The sequence below is a fragment of the Calditrichota bacterium genome (assembly GCA_013112635.1).
Taxonomy (GTDB): Bacteria; Calditrichota; Calditrichia; order Calditrichales; family J004; genus JABFGF01.
Genome location: JABFGF010000015.1, coordinates 1 through 23,879 on the forward strand (window position 1 = coordinate 1; position 23,879 = coordinate 23,879).

25 protein-coding genes are annotated in these 23,879 nt (G+C 35.0%); 9 read left to right on the forward strand and 16 right to left on the reverse strand.

The features are described 5' to 3' along the window. A partial coding sequence (locus HND50_21270; GenBank protein ID NOG47783.1) for a hypothetical protein occupies window positions 1–187 on the reverse strand: 187 nt, incomplete at its 3' end. A gap of 477 nt (window positions 188–664) precedes the next feature. Here HND50_21270 and HND50_21275 point away from each other — a divergent pair. The 3 genes from HND50_21275 to HND50_21285 all read left to right on the forward strand — a co-directional run bounded on the left by HND50_21275 (window position 665) and on the right by HND50_21285 (window position 4,362). Further along, complete coding sequence (locus HND50_21275) at window positions 665–3,082, forward strand: hypothetical protein (GenBank protein NOG47784.1); 2,418 nt, start codon at window positions 665–667, stop codon at window positions 3,080–3,082. Between the two features lie 622 nt (window positions 3,083–3,704). Then, a complete protein-coding gene (locus HND50_21280) occupies window positions 3,705–4,130 on the forward strand; it encodes a hypothetical protein (protein ID NOG47785.1) in 426 nt (141 codons plus the stop codon). Continuing rightward, window positions 4,111–4,362 (forward strand): hypothetical protein, encoded by a 252-nt coding sequence (locus HND50_21285; protein NOG47786.1) that lies wholly within the window; start codon window positions 4,111–4,113, stop codon window positions 4,360–4,362. Before HND50_21280 ends, HND50_21285 begins: the two co-directional genes overlap by 20 nt. Window positions 4,363–4,389: 27 nt before the next feature. Here the strand turns inward: HND50_21285 and HND50_21290 are convergent, their stop codons facing one another. After that, complete coding sequence (locus HND50_21290) at window positions 4,390–5,268, reverse strand: hypothetical protein (GenBank protein ID NOG47787.1); 879 nt, start codon at window positions 5,266–5,268, stop codon at window positions 4,390–4,392. Window positions 5,269–5,510: 242 nt separating this feature from the next. Between HND50_21290 and HND50_21295 the strand changes: the two genes are divergently transcribed. Genes HND50_21295 through HND50_21305 form a run of 3 tightly spaced genes read left to right on the forward strand, consistent with a single transcriptional unit; the run spans window position 5,511 to window position 7,834 of the window. Then, a complete protein-coding gene (locus tag HND50_21295) occupies window positions 5,511–6,182 on the forward strand; it encodes a hypothetical protein (GenBank protein ID NOG47788.1) in 672 nt (223 codons plus the stop codon). Continuing rightward, window positions 6,183–6,935 carry a DUF5131 family protein gene (locus HND50_21300; GenBank protein ID NOG47789.1) on the forward strand — a complete coding sequence of 251 codons (753 nt, stop codon included), beginning with the start codon at window positions 6,183–6,185 and terminating at the stop codon, window positions 6,933–6,935. 50 nt (window positions 6,936–6,985) lie between these two features. Continuing rightward, window positions 6,986–7,834, forward strand: a complete 849-nt coding sequence (locus HND50_21305) for a hypothetical protein (GenBank protein NOG47790.1) — start codon at window positions 6,986–6,988, stop codon at window positions 7,832–7,834. A gap of 89 nt (window positions 7,835–7,923) precedes the next feature. On the opposite strand, the gene HND50_21310 is transcribed toward HND50_21305, so the two are convergent. After that, entirely contained in the window at window positions 7,924–9,186 is a 1,263-nt protein-coding gene (locus HND50_21310) for a hypothetical protein (GenBank protein NOG47791.1), read from the reverse strand. Between the two features lie 130 nt (window positions 9,187–9,316). Here HND50_21310 and HND50_21315 point away from each other — a divergent pair, with 130 nt between their 5' ends. The 3 genes from HND50_21315 (at window position 9,317) to HND50_21325 (ending at window position 11,152) form a co-directional block, all read left to right on the forward strand. Beyond that, window positions 9,317–10,108, forward strand: coding sequence for a hypothetical protein (locus HND50_21315; protein NOG47792.1), 792 nt, complete (start codon window positions 9,317–9,319; stop codon window positions 10,106–10,108). Between the two features lie 88 nt (window positions 10,109–10,196). After that, window positions 10,197–10,703 (forward strand): hypothetical protein, encoded by a 507-nt coding sequence (locus HND50_21320; GenBank protein ID NOG47793.1) that lies wholly within the window; start codon window positions 10,197–10,199, stop codon window positions 10,701–10,703. A 62-nt stretch (window positions 10,704–10,765) separates the two neighbouring features. Then, a complete protein-coding gene (locus HND50_21325) occupies window positions 10,766–11,152 on the forward strand; it encodes a hypothetical protein (protein NOG47794.1) in 387 nt (128 codons plus the stop codon). Window positions 11,153–11,471: 319 nt separating this feature from the next. Here HND50_21325 and HND50_21330 read toward each other — a convergent pair whose 3' ends face one another. The 13 genes from HND50_21330 to HND50_21390 all read right to left on the reverse strand — a co-directional run bounded on the left by HND50_21330 (window position 11,472) and on the right by HND50_21390 (window position 23,876). After that, window positions 11,472–11,777, reverse strand: coding sequence for a hypothetical protein (locus HND50_21330; GenBank protein NOG47795.1), 306 nt, complete (start codon window positions 11,775–11,777; stop codon window positions 11,472–11,474). A gap of 20 nt (window positions 11,778–11,797) precedes the next feature. After that, on the reverse strand, window positions 11,798–12,316 hold the full coding sequence (locus HND50_21335) for a hypothetical protein (GenBank protein ID NOG47796.1): 519 nt from the start codon (window positions 12,314–12,316) through the stop codon (window positions 11,798–11,800). A 21-nt stretch (window positions 12,317–12,337) separates the two neighbouring features. Next, complete coding sequence (locus HND50_21340; GenBank protein ID NOG47797.1) at window positions 12,338–12,757, reverse strand: DUF1353 domain-containing protein; 420 nt, start codon at window positions 12,755–12,757, stop codon at window positions 12,338–12,340. 16 nt (window positions 12,758–12,773) lie between these two features. Continuing rightward, window positions 12,774–13,604, reverse strand: coding sequence for a hypothetical protein (locus HND50_21345; protein NOG47798.1), 831 nt, complete (start codon window positions 13,602–13,604; stop codon window positions 12,774–12,776). Between the two features lie 324 nt (window positions 13,605–13,928). Continuing rightward, window positions 13,929–14,591, reverse strand: coding sequence for a hypothetical protein (locus HND50_21350; GenBank protein NOG47799.1), 663 nt, complete (start codon window positions 14,589–14,591; stop codon window positions 13,929–13,931). 22 nt (window positions 14,592–14,613) lie between these two features. Beyond that, the gene (locus HND50_21355) at window positions 14,614–14,976 is read right to left on the reverse strand and encodes a hypothetical protein (protein ID NOG47800.1); all 363 of its coding nucleotides are present in this window, start codon (window positions 14,974–14,976) and stop codon (window positions 14,614–14,616) included. A gap of 122 nt (window positions 14,977–15,098) precedes the next feature. Continuing rightward, window positions 15,099–15,689, reverse strand: coding sequence for a hypothetical protein (locus HND50_21360; GenBank protein ID NOG47801.1), 591 nt, complete (start codon window positions 15,687–15,689; stop codon window positions 15,099–15,101). A 9-nt stretch (window positions 15,690–15,698) separates the two neighbouring features. Next, window positions 15,699–16,121 carry a hypothetical protein gene (locus HND50_21365; GenBank protein ID NOG47802.1) on the reverse strand — a complete coding sequence of 141 codons (423 nt, stop codon included), beginning with the start codon at window positions 16,119–16,121 and terminating at the stop codon, window positions 15,699–15,701. Window position 16,122: 1 nt separating this feature from the next. Next, window positions 16,123–16,698 carry a hypothetical protein gene (locus HND50_21370; GenBank protein ID NOG47803.1) on the reverse strand — a complete coding sequence of 192 codons (576 nt, stop codon included), beginning with the start codon at window positions 16,696–16,698 and terminating at the stop codon, window positions 16,123–16,125. A gap of 46 nt (window positions 16,699–16,744) precedes the next feature. Further along, on the reverse strand, window positions 16,745–17,677 hold the full coding sequence (locus HND50_21375; protein ID NOG47804.1) for a hypothetical protein: 933 nt from the start codon (window positions 17,675–17,677) through the stop codon (window positions 16,745–16,747). Window positions 17,678–17,804: 127 nt separating this feature from the next. Continuing rightward, window positions 17,805–18,299: a hypothetical protein gene (locus HND50_21380; protein NOG47805.1), complete on the reverse strand. Its 495-nt coding sequence runs from the start codon at window positions 18,297–18,299 to the stop codon at window positions 17,805–17,807. A 76-nt stretch (window positions 18,300–18,375) separates the two neighbouring features. Further along, window positions 18,376–20,103, reverse strand: a complete 1,728-nt coding sequence (locus HND50_21385; GenBank protein ID NOG47806.1) for an AAA family ATPase — start codon at window positions 20,101–20,103, stop codon at window positions 18,376–18,378. Further along, window positions 20,103–23,876, reverse strand: coding sequence for an N-6 DNA methylase (locus HND50_21390; GenBank protein NOG47807.1), 3,774 nt, complete (start codon window positions 23,874–23,876; stop codon window positions 20,103–20,105). The genes HND50_21385 and HND50_21390 overlap by 1 nt, the downstream gene beginning before the upstream one ends. Window positions 23,877–23,879 lie beyond the last annotated feature (3 nt).

Genomic DNA, 23,879 nt, shown 5'->3' on the forward strand with positions numbered 1-23,879 from the left:
GACTAAAGTTTAAGTTATTATGATGAGTTTCAGATATATTAAGCAGAGAATTTTTTAAAAATTGTTTATCAGAACTACTTAGCTCTCCTTTTGATATTGAAAGAAGACATGCATCTTCAGCTTTTTCCAGATCACCTTTTTTTATGCTTTGCTCAATTGTTTGTGTTATAATTTTCTTATTCCACATTTTGGTTCCTTAGTTTGTGAATATTTTGTAATAAATATAGATATAATTTAGTTAAAAAAAATGGGATAATAGAAAGAAATATTCAACTTTAGGAGCGTTATAATATATTAATTAATTTCATCTTTTTTGAGTTACAAACTAGCTATTGACATACGGAATGGATGTAACTATACTATAATATGAGAAACTCAATTCTCAAATTTTGGTCGGAAAGAGCCTTGATTTATCAGGGTTTTTTTCGGCCTGAAATCATTTTAATTTTAAAAAAAAGGAGCTATATGACTTGTCAGAATACCTGTACCAATTGCAGGGAAAGTTTTAACACAGAAAACCGGAAAAACTATCTTTGTCCTAAATGCAGGAAAGAATATAACCGGAAATATTATCGCAAAAACAAAAAATTCGCCTTGAATAATTTCAGCGAATAGAAAGGATACCTATGTACAGAATTTACCAAAATTTGAAAGTTGAACTAACATGGAGTTTGAACTATCGTTAAATAACGAGAAAGCAGATGCTACGAATGTAGCGGCAAACTGGTATTTAGAAAAAGTAAATATCACATCTGAAGAAGATGTAAAAAACATATTTTGCAAACATTCCTATTCACCCCACCAATGGAAAGATGGTATTCGTAAGCAAGCGAATTACCTCAAAACCACCTTTATAGTCATTGATTATGATGATGGATTTACGATTAAGGAAGCGCGGCAGCGTTTTAGTAAATACAATCATATTATCATCACATCAAAAAGCCACCAGATCGTAAAAACGAAGAAAGAAACATTCGGTAAAGTGGACCGTTTTCACATGATCTTCCCAATAATTGAGGAAATTAAAGATCAAGAAACGGTTAAAAAGTTGAAATATGCCAAAATCTTTGAAGGCTCAGATATGGCTGTTTATGAGACGGGTAGATTTTTCTTTCCATCACCGGATAATGCAGAAGTATATATCAATGAAGAAGGCGAGAATATTGATATAGAGATGTTGGATTATTATGAGCAAAAGGTGAAGAAACCTGCCAAACAAAAGATTTTTAATCTATCCACCATTAATACCATCCGCACCCATTGCAAAACAGTGGATGAGACCTTTACAGCCATTGAGAATGATTATGCACATGCTTCAGTGGGGCATCATCAAAGACTGCTGGCAGCCAATATCATTCGTAACACAACAGATGATGAAGGCTATGTAAAGAAGCTGTTTGGAAACTTGTCCGATTATAAGGAAGAAACAACCCTAAAGCATTACAGGAGTTTCGACAGCAAGCCAATCACCTGTTCAAAGCTTCAGGATATTGACTGGAAGCTGTGTAGCGGGACATGTCCATTGATGAAAGATATAGGAAAGCACAGCCCAATTGCTTTCAAGTATCGAAGTGGTAATGGATTGATGACCAATGATGAGTTGCTAAAAGATGCAGAAAATGAGGATAAGTTTAGCGAATTGATGAAACGGGCCAAGACCTCTTCAAATCCATTGATTAAGGAGAAGCTTGTCGGGCGTATCTCCACTGAATCCGGTTTAAAAGTATCCGCATTAAAACAAGAGATTAAAAAAGTGAATGTGATCGATGATGAAAAATCCTTTGTTGTTAACGGCAGGATTCATGAAGTAAAAGCCGCGGAGTTTATAATCGAAAAATATAAACTGCTGCGCTACCAGGAAGAGTTCTATCAGTATAATGAAGGCATCTGGGAGAAGATGTCCAAAGAAGAGGTGGAAGCCATTATCCATAATGAAATCAAGGCCTGGTCGGATAACCACACGATCTCTGAAACGATTAATGCCGTCAGACGGGAATGTTTTGTCTCAGCAAAGACTGTAGAGGGAAAATCAGATACATATGTGATTGCCTGCAATAACGGATTGTTAGATGCGCAGGATGAATCATTCAGGGACTTTGCAGAAAAAGATTACCGCTTTCAGAAGATGGCCGCCAATTACCATAAAGCAGCAGAATGTCCTGAATTTATTCAGGTACTGGATGAACTGTTTGATGGGGATAAAGATGCGGATGATAAAAAGAGTATGCTGCAGGAGATAATGGGCTACCTTCTTATCCCTGATTATACATTGATTAAAAAGATGTTTTACTTGTGGGGACCGAAGGCCAACAATGGTAAGTCTACAGTACTGGATATTATCCAGGCAGTTATGGGCGAAGCCTATATAGACAGTGTGCCCTTAAATAAGCTGGATGGCTTTATGCTGAAAAGACTGGCAGGCGTCCATGCAAACATTGTGGGTGACCAGGATGCTGCTGTCAGAGTACCTGATGGGGTTATAAAGCAACTGGTAGGTGGCAGGGATACGATTACAGCGGATGTTAAGAATAAGGAAGCGATTAACTTTAAGAATTACGCTCGGCTTATTTTTGCAGTTAACAAGTTGCCTTTTAGTCAGGCTAAGGATGCCGGATATTATACCCGTGTTGCCGTGCTTGTTTTTAATAATGAGTTTGTTTCTGACCCCGTAGGGGGACAGAAACAGGCTGATCCGCTTAAGATTGATGGGATTATTGAGGATGAGCTGGATGGTATTCTGAACTGGATGCTGGAGGGTTTAAAGAGAGTGTTGCAGAACAAACAGCTGACGATTCCAAGTTCTTCATTAGAGGCATTGAATGATTATAAGACAGAGAATAATTCTGCTTTACAGTTTGTAAATGATCAATGTACGCTGTGTACAACAGAAAGGGTAGAAAGGACGAAGTTATATATGACTTATAAGAAGTGGTGTGATGATAGTGGGTACAAACATAAGATGAATGCAAAAACCTTCTATAAAACCTTAAAGTCAGAATTTGATATTGGAGAACAGAAATCAAATGGTAGAATATATATGAAAGGAATAGGGCATGTACATACCCTTTTTCCTGCCCTGTAGCTGCCCTTTTTTCATAGAAGCTGCCCTGTTTTTTCATTTTCAGAGATGCGTAGCAAAAACATTAATAAAACTGGAAATTTAGGGTGCTTTTGCTGCCCTACCTACCCTGTACTTGCCCTGTTTGCTACCCTGTCAAACCATTGCTATATAAGGGATAGGGCAGGAAGGGCAGGTTATTTACTTAATATTAAGGTTTTTAGAAAAAATAAAAAAACTATAAAAAATATATTTTTAAAAACGCAGGGAATAACACAAAAATAGCTGCCCTACTTACCCTGTTTACCCTTTTGGGGGTGACAGCTTTTCCAGTTTAACCTGTCACCAAGCTGTCACCAGAGGGCATTAGCTGTCATCAATTTGCTGAAAAAAGTAAGACTGGAGATTTAGAGTGTAAGAAAATGCATAATAGCTGTCACCGCTGTCATCAACCTGTCATCGCTAAACCCCTGCTAACAAAGGGCGGTGTCAGGTGTGACAGCTAAATACATAAAATTGTTAGAAAAAATAAAATAAAAAATCATGAAAAAAACACAAAATTTACAAGAACCTGAAAATGACACGTTTTACCTGTCATTGCTGTCATCAATTAACAATTAATAAGTAAACCTAGGACCGAATAAATATGGATCAAATAATGGGACTTTATACATGGGACGAATGGCCCGTAAAAGACATAGCGACAACTCTAAAAATTTCTGAAGACCATGTAAAGAAGCACCTACGTGCTCATGGAATCGAAATCAAAGAAAAACGAAAACACAATTACCCGAAAAACAGAAAGAGCGGCATTCACAAGAACTCGCAAAAATATCACCTATTACAGGCGTATCCGGAGTCTTATATAAAAGAGACCTGGATTAAACATGGTATATATCAGGCAGGAGAAATATTGGACGCCAGCCCCAGAGTAATCTGGCACCTGGCCCGGGAAAAAGGTTGGAAACGTCCCTTACCTGATTTTTTAGCCTTAGCTGCCCAAACGGGCAATTGGAAGATCACCGAGAATTATTTTATAGAGAAAGAGAAAGATGAAAACATATTGGGTTAGAAAAAGAATTTTCAAATGTACCACAGAGGAGTTTGATGATTATTATAAGTGGATCAATACAAATTTCATAGTTTACGGATTTGGTGATTTTCATTATTCCGAGTTGGGAGTAGACATTCCGGTTTATTATCTTGAGAAAGAAGATTTACTACCCAGCAGTCCTTACAAGCAAATACCAGATTGGAAAAAGACTCCAAGTATTGCACCGGCAGATGCTGTTGCGCATATCTAATTAAAAGCCTCTGAAATCCAGGGGCCTTTATTTATAATAAAATTTCTTTTTCCTGCTGTCATATCCAACTCCTAATTCATTAAGAAGTTTTTCTTTCAAGTTTTCAGCATATGTTTTATAAATAATACGTTGAACTTTTTTAGATCTAGATCTTCTGGCACCATCATCATCTTCATCAAAAAAGAACCTTGGTATACTAATAAGATGGCTATAGCAGCTTTCAAAATTACATAAAAAATCAGCTATAAAATCTTTGGTTTGAGAATTATCAATGCTCATCTGAGGGTTATCCGCATGCTCTAAAGCCTCAAGTAATAAGTTATCTTTTTCTTTGGCGAGCTGTCTATATGAAGCCTTACTTCTTCCATCAATATATTTTTGAAGCCTGGTATTGAACAAGCGTTCTCCATGTATTCCCGGGTTTGATGTAAACGAGAGAGCATCATCTTTTTCTATTTTAGATGCATGTAGTAATAAATGATTATATAAATTAAAAATCCAGGCATACAAGGGATCTTTCCAAATTCCTACCGAATTTTTTTCTTTAGCTGTCACCATGTTTGTTTTAAGTTCTTCAATTTCCTTACGACATTCTTGATTCAAACCTTCTTTAGCAGTTAGCTCATTAATTTTTGTTTCAATATGAGAGTAGAACTTTTCCATTCTTTTTCTGCTTTCCCGCGACACATTCTTATCATAAATACTTAGCAGTTTTTTATCATATATCTCAATTAATCGAAAGATTGCCTCATCTTTAGGAGTATCCATAGAAATCCCATTTGGAGCACTAAGAGGCTTTATCAGTTCACTATATAAAAACCAGCGTTCTTCCCAAGACTCGTCCCCCAAATCAATTTTAATCTCCTGCTCATCAGAAATAAAAAAACTATAGTTAGATTTCGCCAAAATAGACTCCCTTATCGAATTAGGTCAAAAACATGCCAAAAGAAGCACCTTAATTGACCTAAATAAACCAATTCTCTTTGTTATACTTCACACTGTTGAAATTTAAAACATAGGATTGAGGATGACAAATACAAGAAAAAACAAAATAGGTCAAAAAGGAACAAATAAAGATCATAGTAATGACCTAAATAGATTTTTTGATATCAGTAAATTGGAAAAAAGAAAGGAGATATAAACATAAAATGAGTAAAGAACACGAAAAATCAATTCAAACAGCACAAGAGGAAAATAGAAAAAATGGAAAAAGAGGAAATGTTGCGGTAGCTAAAAAACCACATTTTCGCAGCAAAGGGATCAAAACTCATCCGCGCCGAAAAGGCTATAAGAACATAGATGTAACATCAGGAGGGCCAGCAAGGTTTAAGGGCTTGTCGCCCATGTTACTGGGTCCAACAAGTTCAACCCCTCAGGCCCAGAATATGGAGAATTTATGGCAGTTTTCCAAAGTATTTAAAGGGGAAATAGACCAGGATGGTCAACCAACTGAAGCTTTTTTTGACAGAAGAAACAAAGGATTTGCCGATACGGTCGCCCACCGCAGAGTGAAAAGTAATGAGCTCTATTTATTTCATTATTGGCGGGGAAGAAAACTTAATTATACAGAGGCAAGAGAGGAAATATATGTAAAGAATTATAGCGAGTTAGTACGTGAAAGCCAGGTTTATAAAGAACTATTGGCTTTATTAGATGAAGGCATGAACCTTCAAATTATTGGTTATGATGGCCGCGATTATGATGCGACATTAAACCAAGATGGTAAACAATTAAATAAATGGCTAAGAGATTTAAGCAGGCCCTTCGGACACGAACTTGTCCTGGCCGGTCTCCTGGCAGAAACAAAAGGATTTAAATAAATGAAGAAAAGTAATACAGATAGAATTGGATTAGAGCGTTGGAACCCAATTACCGGTTGCACGAAATATAGTGCCGGATGCAAGAACTGTTATGCTGAAAGAATGGCTAATAAACTGGCGAGCTGGAATAATCCCAGATATGAAAATGGCTTTGGATTTAAAATGCATGATGATTTACTGGAAAAGCCTCTGAAAGTAAAAAAGAGCAGAAAATACTTTGTTTGCTCCATGTCTGATTTGTTTCATGAAAATGCAACAGATGAATTCATTCTCAAGGTTTTTGAAACAATGAATTTAGCGCAACAGCATACTTTTATGGTTGTAACCAAGAGGGCAGAGAGGCTTCTGGAACTGAATGAGAAGATAAACTGGACTGATAATATTATTATGGGTGTTACTATAGAAAGCGATAAATATGAGTTTCGCGCTGACCTGCTAAAACAAACAGGGGCTCTTCATAAATACCTATCCTTAAAGCCGCTGTTAAGCTCTTTGAACAACTTAAAGCTGGATGGCATTGATTGGCTTTTGGTTGGCGGAGAATCTGGTGGAGAAGATGTAAGGCCTGTTAAGATAGAATGGCTGAGAGAGCTCAGGGATAAGTCTGTTGAGGCAAATATTCCTTTTTATTTCCGTCAATGGGGCAGGGCTGAGAACAATCCCGATCCACTTGATCCGAGCATTAAAAATGTAAAAGGTGGCTTATTGTTAGATGGCCAAACCTGGAAACAACTACCGAGTGTTTTACAATAAATAATAATTATGACCGGTCTGAGGGCCGGTCTTTTTAACCATAAAAACAATTGAATATTAACTGGAAAAAATATGAAGAATTTGATTGGAATTCTTCTTCACAAACAGCAATGAATAACAATGAAAGAATGGAAATTGCCGAAATTGCAAAAGATATGCTTGAACTAAATGATAGCGATATGGCCGAAGCTACACCACCCGGAAGATTCGCGGCTACGGTCATTCATCCATATGAATGTGATTTAGGTATTAAAATCTATAAGAATAATGATGATGGCCGGCGTCAGGCAAATAGGGCAATGGCAGTTTACCTGCAGGATATTGAGAAACTTCCCGGACTTCCAAGCGATAATGTACAAAAGATAATTCGTGCAGATCGCTACAATAAAGATAGAAACTATATAATTCAGGAGTGGATCTCCGGTGATAGCCTTGAATATCTCCAGATAAAGAATGCGATCGAACCGGCGCACATTCGCCCGATAGTCGAACAGTTATTTCTGAATATCATTATCCCGCTCTGGACAAAAGGAACCGTCTGGTGGGACTCACGTGATGGCAATTACTGTTTTGATGCGAATACTAAAAAACTAACGTTGATAGATATTGATTCTTTAACCACTTATTATGAAGAAATAACAGAAACACCCGATGTATGGTTAAGACGTGAGCGTGGAAGAGCATTTGCTTTGCCTCGACTGCGCCAGATGGTGCTAAGGCTTTTGCAAACACAAGGGCTTGATAGAGGAATGCAGAAAAAATACAGGGCCATATGGGATAAAGAATTTCTACCTATATTAAAAGTCCTTGGCCGGGAAATAACAGATGAATTAGTAGCCGTTACTCACTTCCATCATTTAATGAGTGAATTAGAAACAGCAGGATTGTTAAAAGTTTGAAAAAAGGCCACCTAAAAAAACTAAGTGGCCTTGTGCTTTATCCGCCATAAGCAGATTGGATACCTTTTCAGGTATCACTTGCAAAAAGCTTAATTAAATATAGGATGAATATCAACATCTTCCTTTATTTTTCTTGCTTCTTTTACAACATCTTTAATGTTTTCTGGAGTTCGTGAATAGTACATCTCATCAATATTTACAGCAGTATTAACTTCATTGTTTATTCTAATAATTAGATTTAAAAAGGTTGATGTCCATTCTTTTGCATTCTTAATAGAATCTATTTTTAATGCGAAATCATAACATTGTAATATGAAAGAATATTCATATGTAAGCTTGGGGCGGCCGTGTTTAAGTGTAGACTTAGGGTGGTTAAAATAAATTAAATCAATATAATCAACTTGGTTTTGAATATTTTTTATTTCTTTCAGCAAATTTTGAATATAATTTATCTGATCGAAGGTTGATATGTTAAGCACCGTAGACTTGTTGTTTTCAATATATTTTTTCAGAAGCTCTATCTTTTTTACTCGTTTTTCTTTTTCGTTAAGCATAATTTTACTTATTTGGTCTTTCCTGACAGCTCTACGATACTCTGTAAGTATATAATACATTAAGTCTAACACGATAAAATCCCTTTTAAAGTGCCATTTTGTTTTTCTAAAATAATCAGCAATACCTAAATAGCGTTTTTTAAAGTTATTCCATCTCTTATCCTTCTGAATATTACCTATTTGTCCCTTTTCATAAAATGAAAGAACTTTTGAATATAATTCAATAAAGAGCTCTTTGAAGGAGTCTGGTGCAAAGTTATGGCTATAATACTGAAAAATACCTTCTAATAGTTTCATCCCAGATTTGGTTTCAAGATTGGTAATACTATCTTTTAAAGAACGATGCCCATCGTTTTTTACCTTATTGATTTGGTCTAAAAAATAATCAACCTCTATTGGTTTATTTCCGGATAAACTACTTTTTACTATTTCCAAAGTATCATTATATATCCGATTTTCATTTAGGCGCTTAATTTTTTCACGAATGAGAAATCTATCATCAGAGCCAATAAAACCTGAATATATATATTCTTTTTCTGGAAAGAGTGATTTAAAGCCTAAGTAATGAATAAACCTATTTTCTGAAAAACTTTCAAGTTGATTCAGCTTGATTAAATGGCCTAAATAAACATTTGGAAAAGAATCGTTCATTAAGTCATCAGTTTTAAAGTCTAATTTAAACTTATCATTCTTTAATTTCTTTATCTCGCTTCTGAATTTTTCTGTTTGACCATCCTGGGACAAATCAACCCTCTCTATTAATAAATCGAGCATTACTGCTAAATCAGATAAGTCCATAATTATCCTTATAAGCGAGGGTAAATGAATTATTTAAAAGCAATTATCTCCCTCGAATGATAAACCAAAGTTGCAGAATATGATTCCCCGAATAAGTCGCAAGAATAAAATTAAAAATGAGGGCATCTGTATGCAAACAAATAAAGTAAGGGATCTGAAAAAGGTGGAGAAAACGATTTATTTCAAAAGAGTTATCCCCCTCGAACGGATGGCCTGTTGGGGTTATTTACTAATGCCAACAATAATAAAATCAAAAGGAGAGAAAATGATAAAATATCAATCAAGCAGCCAAGCAGATTTTTATTTTGGTAAAGACCAAACTGCTGTTTCTTTTGGCCTTTCGAAAAATGAAATCAGTGTGGCTACAGAAATTTTTAGAAATCCAGTTTATTCTGCTGACTTATTCAAACAAATAGTTCTAACGGATAAGAAAAGCATATTGGTAGTTCCAGAGAACTTAATTGATAATATTTTCTGGTGTTCATCTAAGCACATTGATCAAACAAATCTTGGTTATGCAATCCAACTCAAGTTAGTTGAAATCCGCCACCAGCTATTTCAACTGTTTAACAGAGAAACCTTAAATAAAATATTAACATGTTTGGGCTTCAAGAGATTTTCAAAATACATATCTCTTGATTTTGGTTTAAAAGGAATTTTTGAAAATTTTTACATCCCCAACGAAGACTTAATAAGTAATAGTTCCAGATTTTTAAACTTCTACCAGACTGATAGCCTGACTGTCAAATTAAGTTCCAATCTTTTTACCTCTGATTTATTTAATTCAATTTATTCAAACCTGTTACTAAGGGAAGGAGACTATAAAATATTATTTGGTGAAAACTACTGTAAAAGAAATCAAGAGAAAATTGAAAGGAGGGTACAACAAATATCTTTATTGACTGATCCAATAAATAACTAAAAGCGGTCTATTTCAGACCGACGTATTTCATCTTTAAAAGAAAGGAAACACAAATGAAAAAGACAATAAACAAAATAGGAAAAAGAAAATGACAAGAAAAGAAATACAAAAAATACTAAGTGAATATGATTATGACTCAGTTTCTCCAGAACTACAAGTCATAGTTGCTTTAGAGAACTCTTCTAATAATTACTCAATTTTAAAATTTGGAAAGATGTTCACCCCAGAAGAATCGGAAATATTTATATATGATACAATTTCTGACATAAAAGAAGCAGGAAAATATGAAATACTGATTGAAAAGACTAAGGAGATGCAAGAAGCTTTTCGTTCAAAATATGAAGAAATAACAACACATCAACTGGATGATTTTGTAAATGAATGGCTTGAGTGGCTAATACTACCAAAACACTATAGTAAAGAAGAAGACAGGATGCGTTTTGAAGCTGTTCGTAATTGGTATTGGTCATCTTATTTTATGGAAGATTGTATAGTCGGAGAATATAGGAGAACTCAAAAACATACTCCCGGTTTCTATGATCCTTTTGAAGACATGACTGAATTGATTGATCTTTTAAAAAACAGTGTTAAATAATTACAAACAAACAGCCGGTTCGATCTGGACCGGCTTGTTTTAATATAATTAAGGAAAATAAGATGAAATTTAAAATTGGCAATTGCATCGGTGAAGTTTTAATAGACAGGGTAAACTCAAGGTACAGCCCTAACCCGCCGCGTGGTTATGAAAAAATAACCGCAGAAATGTATTTTAACAATAAGTGGCAGAAATTATCACCGAGACATACAGGGGAATTAATTAATCCCAAAGCAAACAATCTCCTTACGCTTTGGAATAATCTTAGGGTTTGGGAAGGTGATGTCGACAAAAATGGTAACCCAACCGCTGAATATTTAGCCAAAAGAAATGAAAGATTGAAAATTGGTGATTATTGGAATCAAACTCGCAAAAATCCTCTTTATTACTATTGGGAGGGCAGAAAGCTAAATAGGTCAGAAGCAGTGAGAGAAGTTTTATATTCCTAGATATCTGGATTATGTGTTAAAAACAGATCTTTATGCAGAACTCAAAAAGCGAGTACATGCAGGACGAAATGTATTAATTTTAGGTTATCAAGCCACAAAGTATTCATCAATAAATGATATGGATGGAAAAAAGTTAAAAAAGCTATGTTTTAGCCCGAGCAAGAGATTCGTAAATGCCCATATTTTAGCAGGCCTGTTAACTAATAATCATGTATGGAAAGAATAAAAAACTATTTAGCCGACTCATTTGAGTCGGCTTTTTACATTTCTCAAATATTTAAATAAGTATTAAAAGAGTATTACTTACGAAGATTTGCAATTAGTCAGATGTTCCAGATTCAGGATCATATTCCAATTTTAGGTGATGGATTACTTTTTCTTTTTCACCATTTTCTTTATGAATAAAAGCTTTTACATCAAAAGTACCCCATCCATTTGATTTTAACCTAAAGCCATTTTGTGGATCTTTGACATTTCGAACAGGATTAAGAAAAGTAGGATGAAGAATATATTCGACAAATTTTACTTGTGCTAATTCTCCACTACCATTATCGTCTAAATAGACTTCCCAATCCCATCTGTCGTCTCCAACATAGCTCCATGTGTTCTTAATTTTTAAATTCATTTTTTAGCTACTTCTATATATTATTGGACTAGTTTTAACTCTTTTTCAGGAGTTCTGGGATAGAAATAATCACATCTCCACTCTTTGTTATTACCACTAATACTTACTCTAACTTGAACTAAGTCATCACTATTTATATTAGGAATATCTAAGGTTAAAAATCCTGCTTCCCATCGATGCTCGCATTCATTACTTTTCTTTTCGCCCGACGTTTCATTAAACAAAGTATAAGTACATTTATATTCAATTGTTCTTTTGAATGGTTCGGGAGTGCCCTTTAAATATACTTTCAAATTAATTTGTTGATTCTTTAATTTTTCTTCTATTTTGGAAAACTTTATAATCATGGACTGAGAAACTATAAAGATAATTATAAACCCACCGAGGAATCCACTAGCTTTAAATCCAATACCATAAAAGTTGTCAGCATTTCCTGTAACTTCAGCCAAGCTGCCTCCAAGCAGATACATTATTAGTGCTATAATTAAGCTAATAACAGATACAATTGAATATGTAATTAGAGGATTTTTAAGTTTCATTTTGATATTATCTTCCTTTTCTTATGGAGCTTTTTTAATCTTTTTCGCATTCTTAGGATCCGTAGAAGGCTTACCTAAAGCTTTCAGTGCCTGATAATATACCTGGGCCACAGGGACTAATACCCCGTCTTTTATACAAATCCTACGAAAAAGTTTATCAGCTTTATCCTTATGCTTTTTAGCTGTAAGCTTTCTTTTCCTCATTAATTGATAAAGAGCATCATGAACCAAAGAGGCCCTCAGATTATATTTTGTATCAACAACAGGGCCAGATGTACCATCCCAAGCATATCCGCTTTTAACGACTAAATTTCCTTGCCTGTCTAATGAAATAAATTGATTATCAACATCCTTATCAGGCTTTATTGATGTTTTAATGTGATAATCTTTAGCTAATTGATATTTGTATCCTGACCTATATTCAATATGTTTATCTGTCATTAGAATCTCCTATATTTCAAAAACTAATTTTGTTACTAAGTTTATCAGCTAACCCTGGGCCAATGCCATTCACACGCTTTTGTAAATCATCCATATCCTGGAAAGGCTGGCCTTGTCTTTCAGATATTATTCGTAATGCAATAACATCACCTATACCTGGTAGGTCTTTTAGTTTATCAGAAGTAGCTGTATTTATATTTACCAAAACTGTTGGTGGCGCTGCACCATCTGGCACTATACCGTCGTCATCCGGATTTGTGACTGTAAATTTTGCCCAAATGGGCCTATGGTCGCTAACTTGCAAAGAAGCCTTTTTGTCATCATTACCAAAATCAGTTTCATCAAACCTATCTATACCAGTTGAACCCTCAAACTCGCTTGTAAATGAATTGTTGATCCAAATATTATCATACTCACTTTCTTTAATCGTGGTACCACCACTGATTAATTCCTGCATCGAGTAGATATTCCTTAGATCATCAAAGGCAGCATCAGAGGCTTTTAGATTGAAATCTCCACATAATATTACATCTTGTTCAACACTGTTTTCATTTTGAACAAATGCATAGACTTCATCCAATAGCCGGGCTTCTTTTCTTCTTTCCTCCTTACTGTGACCAAATATGGAATGCATTGTGATAACAGTGAAGTCGAAGGTTCCAGAGATAAAACTGGCGTAAAAAGGTTCACGTATAAAGTTATTACTAGGGTCAGGATAGACATTTGCAAAATCTAAATAATCAACTTTATCTGAGCGATATAAAAATGCATAGATTTCTTTTTGGGTATTTCCGATCTTTGGACTTATTATTTTAGAATATTCTAAATTGAATGACTCATCTAACATCTCTATGGCCCGGTCAATTACCTTTTCATCACGAAGTTCTTGAATAGCTATAAAATCATAATCTTTTAATTGATCACAAATTAATTTGAGTTCAGTATCATCACGACTATTGTCAGAAAAGATTCTAATATTAAAACTCGCAATTGTAATTGTGTTTTGAGCATACGAGAGTGGGGCTAAGATTATAAATATAAGCAGAAATAATTTTTCATGAGAACCTCCTTTGTTAGAGGTCTTCCTGACAGGGACTACATTTTTCTTCCTGAATGGTAAGTAAGAAAAGGATACGATAGGAAAAATACAAAGTCAATATTATAAAAGGTGTTAGCCTTTATAAAATTTCTTAAGAATTTCTGCAACCCCCTGAAGTTCAAATAATCCAGGTGAGATATCCAACATTTTTGTCATATCAATAGGATCTGCTAGCACAATGGGAGCTTCGAGTCTGCGAATCATTCTTTCTCGAATGTGTTCAGGTTGCTGATTCAGCTTCTTTAGTTCTTTTTTATGCCAACCTTCAGCGCCTTTATTCAATCCGCTATTGGTATTTGTTCTTCTTGAAATTGGGCATAATCGTAGATAAGGATGTTTATACCCTGTAATTCTTACGCTAGCACGATTTAGAATGTGATCTAAGAAGGTTTCACGGCCTATTTTATCAAAGCCAAGTTGATTCCAAGCATTTCTATAATTATCATAATCTACATGAACCCATAGTTGTTTTTCTGGATGAAGTCTTTTGAAATAACCCTGACCTTTAGCTTCTTTCCATAGTGGAATCTCTGGATTCTGTTTTGGGATATGAGGTTTAACGATAATCGCGTTTATTGAACGTTTGCGACCAGAGATTGTCGATTCAATATTTCCAATGAATTTTTCAATAGTCTGAATATCTACGGCTGCTATAGGTACTATTAAATCATTAGTAAGGCCATAGGTTTGAACATTCATCTTCTCCCAATCTTGGATTTCAAGTCTTTTTTGCATTATCTTTCAGTTATCTCTGATTTTATGGATCGACTTGAAAATATGTTAATCCACGAATTGGAATTCCATTTTTTTCATAGCGACCGAATGCCCAAGTTTCTGGCCGGCTCATCATAACAACCCAGACAATCAATCCGAAACACAATCCAGCTTGTGTTACATCATTCAAACAAGCTTTTGTATAAATAGGTTCAAATACAGTACCGGTCCAATCAGATCCTGGAATCCAGCTTGATGTTTGTATTTCAGTACTATTAATACGATTATTTAATTCATCAACAATTGCTTCATATTCTGAATCCGACAACCTTTTACGCCATACATCATATTCCTCGGCATGTGGAATATAGTTAATGACTTTGCCTTCATCTATTGAATAAATCAAATTCCATCTCCTCTACATTTTCTTTGCTAATCAGCTGAAAGCACCCTAAGCTTCCCCCTCAAAAGCTCAGGGTAAATAGTAAAGACTGCATAGGGACGACTACATTTTCTTTAATGAGATTATCAATTATTCAACGACAATAACAACACAATGCCTGGATAATATTTATTGTCAACTATAAAATCTCGTCTATTCTGAGGAAAAACCCAGGATTTAACATCGGCTGGAATTTTTTTAATTATCTTTAAGAATGAATCAATCTCAGAATTGATATCTTTGTTGTTTATTGATAAGTGAGGGCAAATAAAAACCATTGAGATACTCTTTTCATTATCTTTAAAATCAATTTTGTTGACATCTTTTTTGGCCGACTCCATCACGCTTTTTATTTGTGATTTGATATCTTTGCTCGCCAAAGAAACAAATTTAAATTTGGCTTCACAGTAGTAATCGGTATTCCCAATTTGAAACCATAAGTCTGACCTGCCTGTGTATTTCTTTCTTTTTCCTTTTTCAATACCGAACTCTTCCATCGCCAGGTAATTATTACGCCAAAGAGCTCCGGCAAATATGCTTACATTTGACCTTTCATTATAGTAGTAGGGCACTTCTTCTTCTATTTCACTACAGAACCTATTAATAATTGAAATCCATTCCCAACATACAGGATCCAAAAAAGAGTTCTTTTTATTGCTAATTATAACATCTTCCATTAGATAGGTCTAATTACTCTTTATTTCGTTAAACCAGTAAGCCGGTATGCCGTACTTTTCAAGATAATTTTCAATCGTTTCTCGGAGCCCTTCTTTTTGGGGTGGCTCGGGGTAAATGATCCCTAAACATACATCAATATTATCTTTAACATACATATCAACATATTTGAATAGTTGATGCTGGTGGCTCCAGGCGTTCTTTTTTATGTTCTTTGTTTTTATGTTGTCCCAATTAGTGGCTTTAATTTCATAAATGGCAACAACCCCATCACCGACATCTGATATAAATATATCTAACCGGCCTCTCTTTGAGTTCAAGAGCTTAAGATGTTCTTCGAACCTAAGATCGCTCTTTTTATCGTTCTCAGCAAAATCTTTCCTGACGATTTCCTGGAATTCCTTTCCACGAAGCAAACGTTTTGGCTCAGACATATTATATAGATCCCGATGCTTTTAATACTTGAATTAGGCGACCGATATCAGAACCGGCTGGCGTAGTCGTCATATTTTCACTTAAATAATCAAACATTTCGCGCATTGAAATCATCTTGATCGGATTACCTAAAGTCTGTAGGAAGTCCTGATTTTGTTCCCAGGTTTCCTTGTTGCCAACTATTTTTGTCACAGCAAGAATATATGTGAATTTCTTTGAGCCGGTTATCTCTTCAACTTTATTCCGTAAAGCAGATGCCCATTTAGGTATAGTAAGCTCTCTGAATCTAAGCTTTGCATCCCGGCCTGATATTTTTTTATTATTAATTATATTGCTTAACTCATATTCAGTTCTAAAACCATCTTGCCAGCTTTTGCAATTGATAACTAATGTCCTATCATCCTGCGATTTTAACGGATTAAAAGCCATGATATCAATATCACTGTGAACAGAATCTTTCTTTGATTTATAATCCGGATGATCGATGGAAGGGCGGTATTTTATATTCGCAGTTGTAAAGTATCCGATTGCTCGACAATAATCATCTACAATTTGCTCTAAAATGTCTTCTTTCATTCTTAAATTCACCTATTAATTTATTGCAAAATTATGCACATTGTTGTTAACCATTTAATAGCTTTTCTTTCATTCTTCTTTGCTCTTCGAATTCTTTTAATCCATCTGAAAGTGTTATTAGGGAGTATTTTATATATGGGAATTTATGTCTTAAAAAACTATAGCGGATCGGTAAGAATTTCCAGCAGAATGCATCAACAGAGGCTCCACCTTTTAACAAAGAGAATAGTTTGCAAATAAAGGTATACCATATGCGAAGTAGCAGTAAAAACAAAGCAATATATGCAATATTGCTTGCATTAAAGGTACCTTGTTCTAAATCAAATGTATAAACATGTGAATAAAAATAGAGTGATGCTATCAAATAAATAAGCACTAAAATTGCGAAAATCCCTGTTACAAATAATGGGAATTGCCATGATCTAGTATTTACTCTCCCTACTATCAATTCAAAAATAAGTAGAATACCTTTCCAGAACCTATGTTTGTCCGCAGCATTATTTCGTCCAGAATAATATTCAACGCTAATTTGCAGGTCCTGTGTTATTACATCTGTAATATGGTATCCTTCATACAAATTCTTAAATGGCTTATCTTCGAAATCAGAGTGGCGTAACCGATTAACACAAATTTCCCAGGATTCAATATCGATATCACGGATGAGGTCTAAAGATTCAGCCGTGGTTTTTATATTAATATGTTCTTGGTTGAGTAATTTGCAGTAACCAGCGTACCTATTGTGTGAGTTGAATTTATAAAAGATAATTGACAAAACTAGAGATATTACAATTGAAAGAATAAGGGATATTTGTGCTACATATTCCGTATTTAACGGACCTTTGTTGGATAATAATTGAAAAGCAATAAAAGATAAACCTGACCCACCCAGAACGAATCCCATGTAGTTAGTAATACAATTCTTCAAATTCTGCAGTTCTGTTCGTAAAAACCTATACTCCTTAAAATTAGACAATTCCATAGTTCCTCCAATTAACTAATCTCAGTGTGTATAAAACATTTATGAATTAATTTCTCATTCCAATCTTTGGGACAATAATAGCATTTTCTAATATTTGAGAATGAAATAAATTAACATTTATATTTCATTAACTAGTTATAGGCTTAACGTAGGCCCAACCACCGGATGAGGTTCTTCCTTCCTTGACTGGATTATTATCTTTGGTCTTAACAAGCGTGCTAATTTTGAATGGCTTTTTAAGTTTTATGAGTCTTCTTATATGCAATAGGTTAATACTTTCACCATCATCAGATCTTGACGCATTATATAAACCACCCTCTTCCGGTTGCAAAGTATATAACAGTCTCATCAGAACCTTTTTCTTTTCTTCAGATATTAATGTTTTATTGTCCCAACCAATAATCTCTGCTGTGTAGTGCACGTTATTTAGATCATTTGTAATTGTAAGAAATAGTTTATATGGGTTTTCTGATGTGGGCTCTTCATCTCTAAGATGCTTGATTGGTGACGATTTATAGGGTTGTAAATACATTACATGGTCAGGTAACTCTTTTTGAACATTTAGAATTTCTTTCAATACGCTCTCGTAAACGCCATATATTAAGATTGCTTCAGATTTCATTTTAACCCCACCTTTTCCACTTTTTTCATGTATCAAATAAATTATAATTATCGGAAAATCTTGGTCAGTTTATTCTTCATCTAAGATGTTCTTTTAAGTCTTTCATCTTTTCAATAGCATCCTTCAATTCAGCCCGATACAATTCATTTTCACCATGATGAGAAGCGGTATTCATTACTCTATCTAAAATTTCCTTTGTTTCACTAATTAATTGTTCTTTACGAGTTCCTTCTTCATTAAAATTAATTAAAAAATCAGACATTTTAGTTTTAAGAATAGTTAATTTCCTCTTTTCACCGGTTGTAAGAGAGTCATCTGAATGATAATCTTCTTTTATTTTCTGTAATTTTTCTGGCTCCAAATCTGTCAGAAATGCAATATTAAAATCTTTAAATCTTTTTTCAGTCAATTTCTTAAAAGCATCACCTAGTTTTTGCTTAAGTCCTTGAAACTTTTGATCAAGCAATTTCAAATCAGGATCCAGAAAATTGTCCAAAATTGCCTCTGCTTCTTTTCGCAATTCATTACCACAATTCTCAAATTCATTTTCATCAAAATATTTTGCTGCTTTTTGCAGGGATGTAAGATCTGCTCTAATTGTTGGTGGAGAATTATCACTTTCATCTTTATTGAAATTATAATAAACCCAGTTTTCCTCGTTTGTGTTTCTGCGGATCAGATTAAATAAGCCTTTGTCATGAGTAAAAATAAACTTTTGGAACTCATCAAAGAAACTGAGACTTTCCTTTCTATCCTTATTCAAAATAATTCGAACCACATCCACTCTATTCGATAAATCAAGACTTATGAGCATATCGTCTAAGACAAGTATCTTGAATCGAGCTTCCGCTAAAGGTCTTGTGAGTAAAGCACCTATTCTTATACCTATTGCAATTCTTGTTAATTGTGCTTCATTTAAAAATGACTGCACTCTTTCTATTGATTTCCATTGCGGAGTTGGTTTTTCCTCAAAAAGCTCAACAGATAATTTAATATGAAGCAGATTATATCTTTCAGCTTCTTTGTTTTCTCCCCAAAGTTTTGTATGAACTTTTTGAAAATTGAATTTTTTTGAAAAAATGAGGCTTATGCGGATTACATCTTTACCAGCAAAGAATTCATTTTTGATAAAATCATTGGCATGCCCTTGGATTTCATCGAGTATGTCCTGTATTTTGGTGTTTAAAACACTTAATTTGTTTACATATAACTCTCTTTGCCTTCCATAAACTGACCTTCCACCAGCATCTCTGGGAATATCTAAGGTTGGTGTCTTAATAATATCTTCCAGTAAGTTTTGTGTTCCTTCTGCCAAGAAGGGAAAGATATCTCTTTCAAAAACAGGCCAAAGATTTACTTGCTGACGATGAGAAGCCCTATAAAAATTGTGTAACAGTTTATAATTAATGAAATCACTTGCAAGGTTTAATTCCTGGATAATAGTATCTGAATCACTGTTGGTATTTATTGTGCCATGGGAAATGGTGTAGTTTTTTGTTTCATTTGTATCACTATCAATGGAGGTGACTTTAACATAAGAATCTTCAGTTTCACCCATGAAAATGTTTTTAAGCGTTTGGTGCGTTTTAGGATCTGATATAGTATAATTTTTAAAATATTTCTGTACCTCTTCATTTGTTTTACCGCTACTTTGTAAAAAGGTATAAAGAGCCCAAAATAGACTGGACTTGCCGGAACCATTGTTACCAAATACCAAGACATTTTTGCCATTGATTTTAAATTGTCGATTATCTTTTTGGAAAGCTTTAAAATTCCGTATACGGATTTCTTTTATTCTTTTCATCAGCTTTCCAATATGGGTTTAAGAATTTCTGGACTTCTTACTGCAAAGAGTTTAATGCGATTGCGGACTTCATTATCCGTGTGGCTCCAGGTGGCGTGGAGTTGCTCAATGACCCTTTCTTTTTCTGTTTCACTAAGGTTGTTAAACTCCCTACCCTGCAGTGCTTGATTGATATCTCGCTCCACAAACTCCAAAACATCAATTTCCCGCTCTTTCATGTGGTCGGGGAAGTACAGCTCTAAACACAGGCCATCTGTAACGTTATAAATTGAATTTGAAATTGAGCTATTCATAGTGTCGAATTCCAATATATTATAAAGCGACTTCCAAAGTTGCTTATCTACTTTTTCCAAATTTTTTGAAAGAGGAAACTCTTTAATATCCTTTACCAAAATTTTTGGGAAATCACCTTTTGTTGCCTTTGGTGATGCATTAAAATGAAAAAATGTACCAATCCGTGAATTCAAGATAATTGTGGCCGCTTCAAGGCTGAATATTGAATTGAGTACAACAAGAATTGCAGGATCATTATAGAGTTCTTCATCAGTTATAGCTGCAAAAATTGATGGATTGGTAATCTCACGGATTAACATTCTCTTTTCTTTAAAAAATTTTGGTTGTCTTGGATTTGCAATACCATTACAATAGTCAATGTACTCTCTCTCATTCCATCTTACCGAATACTTTGTAATGTCTTCACCCCAAAGCCAGCGTTTCAATCCTTTCCTATACTCCATATGGTGATATGCTCTTGAATTGATTACTTCTTCGTGCTGACCTTGATACTTATCATACGCAATCAAACCTTGGGATACCTCAGGAAAAAAGAAATTAAGCGGCTTTGAATTTAATTTAATATTCGCAACAGCATTTATTGTGCTTTTAGATAGTTTAAATGCCAATGCCCAATTTTGAGAGAATTCACGAAAAAGAGAAATATTAAGTGCCTTCACATCTTGACTCATGAACGAATTGAGATCCAACTTGCTGTTTAAAGTTGGTAAGTATTTTACATCTTTTGATTCTTCTCCTTTTGTAAATATAATAACAGAATTTCTTACGGTAGCTGTATCAAATAATGAGTAATTAGTAAAATCTATGATTGATTTAATTCCCCAGTTTTTAATCAAATCATCCCTATAATTTTCGGCAAACACATTAAATAAATACGTATTTGGAATTATATATGAAAGAATGCCTTTATTTGAATTAAGGATTTTACTAGAAACCTCTATAAAAAAATAGTAGATCTCGTAGTCAGGTACTTTTTTTAAATGCTTTAGAACTTCTTTGCGATCTTTCCCTTTAATTGAAACACCATAGGGTGGATTCCCAATCACCACATCAAAACCACCTGAAATATCAAACATCCATTTCGGGTCAAAGAAAAGCGAAGACGCATTTTGGTCGTAAGGATCCCAACCTGCTAGTTTTTCAGCCGAGTCATTATGCAAGCCACTGCGCTTCAGTTCGCCAGCAATAGCATTTCTAAGTTCTTCATCCTTTTTTCGGTATTTCAGTTTGGTGTCTTTTGTACGAGCGCTAAAGAGTTTGTGGCGTACTTTCTTTAGTTCGGCTTCCAGTTGCTTGATTTCCTTGTTATCAAACAAGTTGGTTTGGGCTTGAGGTTTGTCTATTCCAATGAGTGTATTGGCAGTTACAAACTTCGTTTCCAGGTTCGGTAAAGGACGAATACCGAAATTTGCTTCTTTCTTTGCCACTTTTTGATCTACCACCAGAGAGATAAAAAATCGAAGCTTGGCTATTTGTGTGGCTATGGGTTGTATGTCTACACCGTACACACAGTTTTCTATCAAATAGAGTTTTCGGGCATAGTCCGGGTCGTTCATGTTTTGATCAAAGGCTTCATTAATTTCTTTTAACTTTTCCCCACGTTCGTTTTTATCCTCAATACTTAGTGCTTCTTTTAGGTCTTTTTCAGCTTTTTGAGTTTGTACTTCTTTCCAGCTTGAATTCTTCGGATCGAGTTTTTGCAGCATATGTACCATCTTTTGCAGACCACCCATCAGGAATGCACCCGAACCACAAGCTGGGTCGAGAATTTTGCATTCATCCAATGCTTTTACGATACGTTTAGTCAATGCTGTATTTTCTTTGAAAGGGTTCACCGGATCAAAAGAAGTCAGCTGATGAAGTTTTTCATCTAACGCCTTTTCATCCATGGCCCAATCGGTCTCCGCATTTTTCAGATAAGCAATCAGGCTTTCATCCACCATGTAGTTCACAATCTCCCGGGGCGTATAGAACGAACCCGTTTGTTTACGAGCCGTGCTTTTGGTTTCAGGATTGTAACTTGCAAGGAGATTTTCAAACACCTTTCCTAATAATTCTGGATCAAGCGCTACATCCTCTTCAATAGGTGTATTTTCTGTAATAGTGAATTTGTAGGATTTCAGAATATTTACCAGTCCTTTTACGGCGGCTTCTTTGGCAGCTTTGTTCTTAACTCCATATTCAGCACTCAGGTCAACATGCTCTTCCACCCCAAAAAAGAGATAATCAGGAACAATCAATTGTTCTCCCCTGGTCATTTGGTCGGAGAATCCATCTATATAAAGATTTTGATCGTGTTTAATATCAAGACATTCAAAAAGGCCGCCATTCAGGAATGGAACTTTTTCGTTCATTAGTTTTAAAAATACATCTGGATTTTTAAAGTATTTTTCATACCGGTACATCCAATCATTCCCCCGGTCTTGTCCATAGTGATTCTTAAGGCGAAATCTTCGGGAGCGTTTATCTAAGCTATCTTCTTCAATAGGGCAGTTCAGAGTAGCAAAAAACAAGTTTTGTAGTATGGCTTTATAATAGATACTTTCCTTATTCGCCTGAGCAAACATGGTTCCTTCTTCATGGTATGGTGAAATGTCATTGAGGATGTCTTTTTGTAAAGCTTTTAAATCGAAGAGCTCCTCAGGAATCAGTTTTTTCTCTTTGATAAACCATGTAAAAAGCAAACGTGTAAGTAAGCGAATCACATTGGTGGCATTGTGCTCCTGAATGAGATCATCCAGTTTTGCTCCTTTTTGGTGAGCAATTTCGAGTGTTGGCTTGTTGGGAAAAGTCACATGCTTAATGGCCCAGAAATACCAATTGGAGAGTTCCTGGTAGAACTTCTTGTTAAGTACACTAACACTGAATACTTCCTGCCAGTAGGCATATAATTTCGCAAAAGAATCGACAGTCTTTGTTCCAATCGAGGGGATTTTAAGCTCTAAGAGAATTCTCTCATGCCCTGAGTGAGGCTGAATAATGTTTATATCCCTTAAGAGTGATACTCTTCCAGCTTTTTCACCTTCACGCCATGCCTGTTTGTATTGCAGTCTTTCAGTGTTTGCAAAGGCAAGATAGTCTGCTTGGTCATCCCTGTATTTTAAAACCAATACCACTGGAGTGTAGTAGAATTCTCTATTGAAAGCCCGAGAGATTTCAGCCAGTTGAGAGCGGGTAGGGAGGAGGTTGTTTTCCCTTTGGTAAAGAGTAAGCCCAAAAATCAAAACACCATCATAATCGGATTTTATTTGTTGTACATCCAGACTTTTGGTGCCTTCAAAAGCTGCGTCATCGACCATCCCCACGAAATAGACATCATCCACTAACTGAAAGGTCGTGTTGTCTTTGTAGGTGTCTTTGAGGATTTCTTTGGCGGTGGTTGGTTCATCCGCCACATAATTCATAGGGACTTTTAATTCTTTGAAAAGGGCTTTGACGGCCTTAAGAAAGTCCATGTCTTTAAAATGTGTAAGTATCATATT

Bases quoted from the DNA above. Each gene is read 5' to 3' on its own strand.
- HND50_21275 (NOG47784.1), top strand. From the start codon at position 665: ATGGAGTTTGAACTATCGTTAAATAACGAGAAAGCAGATGCTACGAAT.
- HND50_21280 (NOG47785.1), top strand. From the start codon at position 3,705: ATGGATCAAATAATGGGACTTTATACATGGGACGAATGGCCCGTAAAA.
- HND50_21285 (NOG47786.1), top strand. From the start codon at position 4,111: ATGAAAACATATTGGGTTAGAAAAAGAATTTTCAAATGTACCACAGAG.
- HND50_21295 (NOG47788.1), top strand. From the start codon at position 5,511: ATGAGTAAAGAACACGAAAAATCAATTCAAACAGCACAAGAGGAAAAT.
- HND50_21300 (NOG47789.1), top strand. From the start codon at position 6,183: ATGAAGAAAAGTAATACAGATAGAATTGGATTAGAGCGTTGGAACCCA.
- HND50_21310 (NOG47791.1), bottom strand. From the start codon at position 9,186: ATGGACTTATCTGATTTAGCAGTAATGCTCGATTTATTAATAGAGAGG.
- HND50_21315 (NOG47792.1), top strand. From the start codon at position 9,317: ATGCAAACAAATAAAGTAAGGGATCTGAAAAAGGTGGAGAAAACGATT.
- HND50_21320 (NOG47793.1), top strand. From the start codon at position 10,197: ATGACAAGAAAAGAAATACAAAAAATACTAAGTGAATATGATTATGAC.
- HND50_21325 (NOG47794.1), top strand. From the start codon at position 10,766: ATGAAATTTAAAATTGGCAATTGCATCGGTGAAGTTTTAATAGACAGG.
- HND50_21330 (NOG47795.1), bottom strand. From the start codon at position 11,777: ATGAATTTAAAAATTAAGAACACATGGAGCTATGTTGGAGACGACAGA.
- HND50_21335 (NOG47796.1), bottom strand. From the start codon at position 12,316: ATGAAACTTAAAAATCCTCTAATTACATATTCAATTGTATCTGTTATT.
- HND50_21340 (NOG47797.1), bottom strand. From the start codon at position 12,757: ATGACAGATAAACATATTGAATATAGGTCAGGATACAAATATCAATTA.
- HND50_21345 (NOG47798.1), bottom strand. From the start codon at position 13,604: ATGTTAGATGAGTCATTCAATTTAGAATATTCTAAAATAATAAGTCCA.
- HND50_21350 (NOG47799.1), bottom strand. From the start codon at position 14,591: ATGCAAAAAAGACTTGAAATCCAAGATTGGGAGAAGATGAATGTTCAA.
- HND50_21360 (NOG47801.1), bottom strand. From the start codon at position 15,689: ATGGAAGATGTTATAATTAGCAATAAAAAGAACTCTTTTTTGGATCCT.
- HND50_21365 (NOG47802.1), bottom strand. From the start codon at position 16,121: ATGTCTGAGCCAAAACGTTTGCTTCGTGGAAAGGAATTCCAGGAAATC.
- HND50_21370 (NOG47803.1), bottom strand. From the start codon at position 16,698: ATGAAAGAAGACATTTTAGAGCAAATTGTAGATGATTATTGTCGAGCA.
- HND50_21375 (NOG47804.1), bottom strand. From the start codon at position 17,677: ATGGAATTGTCTAATTTTAAGGAGTATAGGTTTTTACGAACAGAACTG.
- HND50_21380 (NOG47805.1), bottom strand. From the start codon at position 18,299: ATGAAATCTGAAGCAATCTTAATATATGGCGTTTACGAGAGCGTATTG.
- HND50_21385 (NOG47806.1), bottom strand. From the start codon at position 20,103: ATGAAAAGAATAAAAGAAATCCGTATACGGAATTTTAAAGCTTTCCAA.
- HND50_21390 (NOG47807.1), bottom strand. From the start codon at position 23,876: ATGATACTTACACATTTTAAAGACATGGACTTTCTTAAGGCCGTCAAA.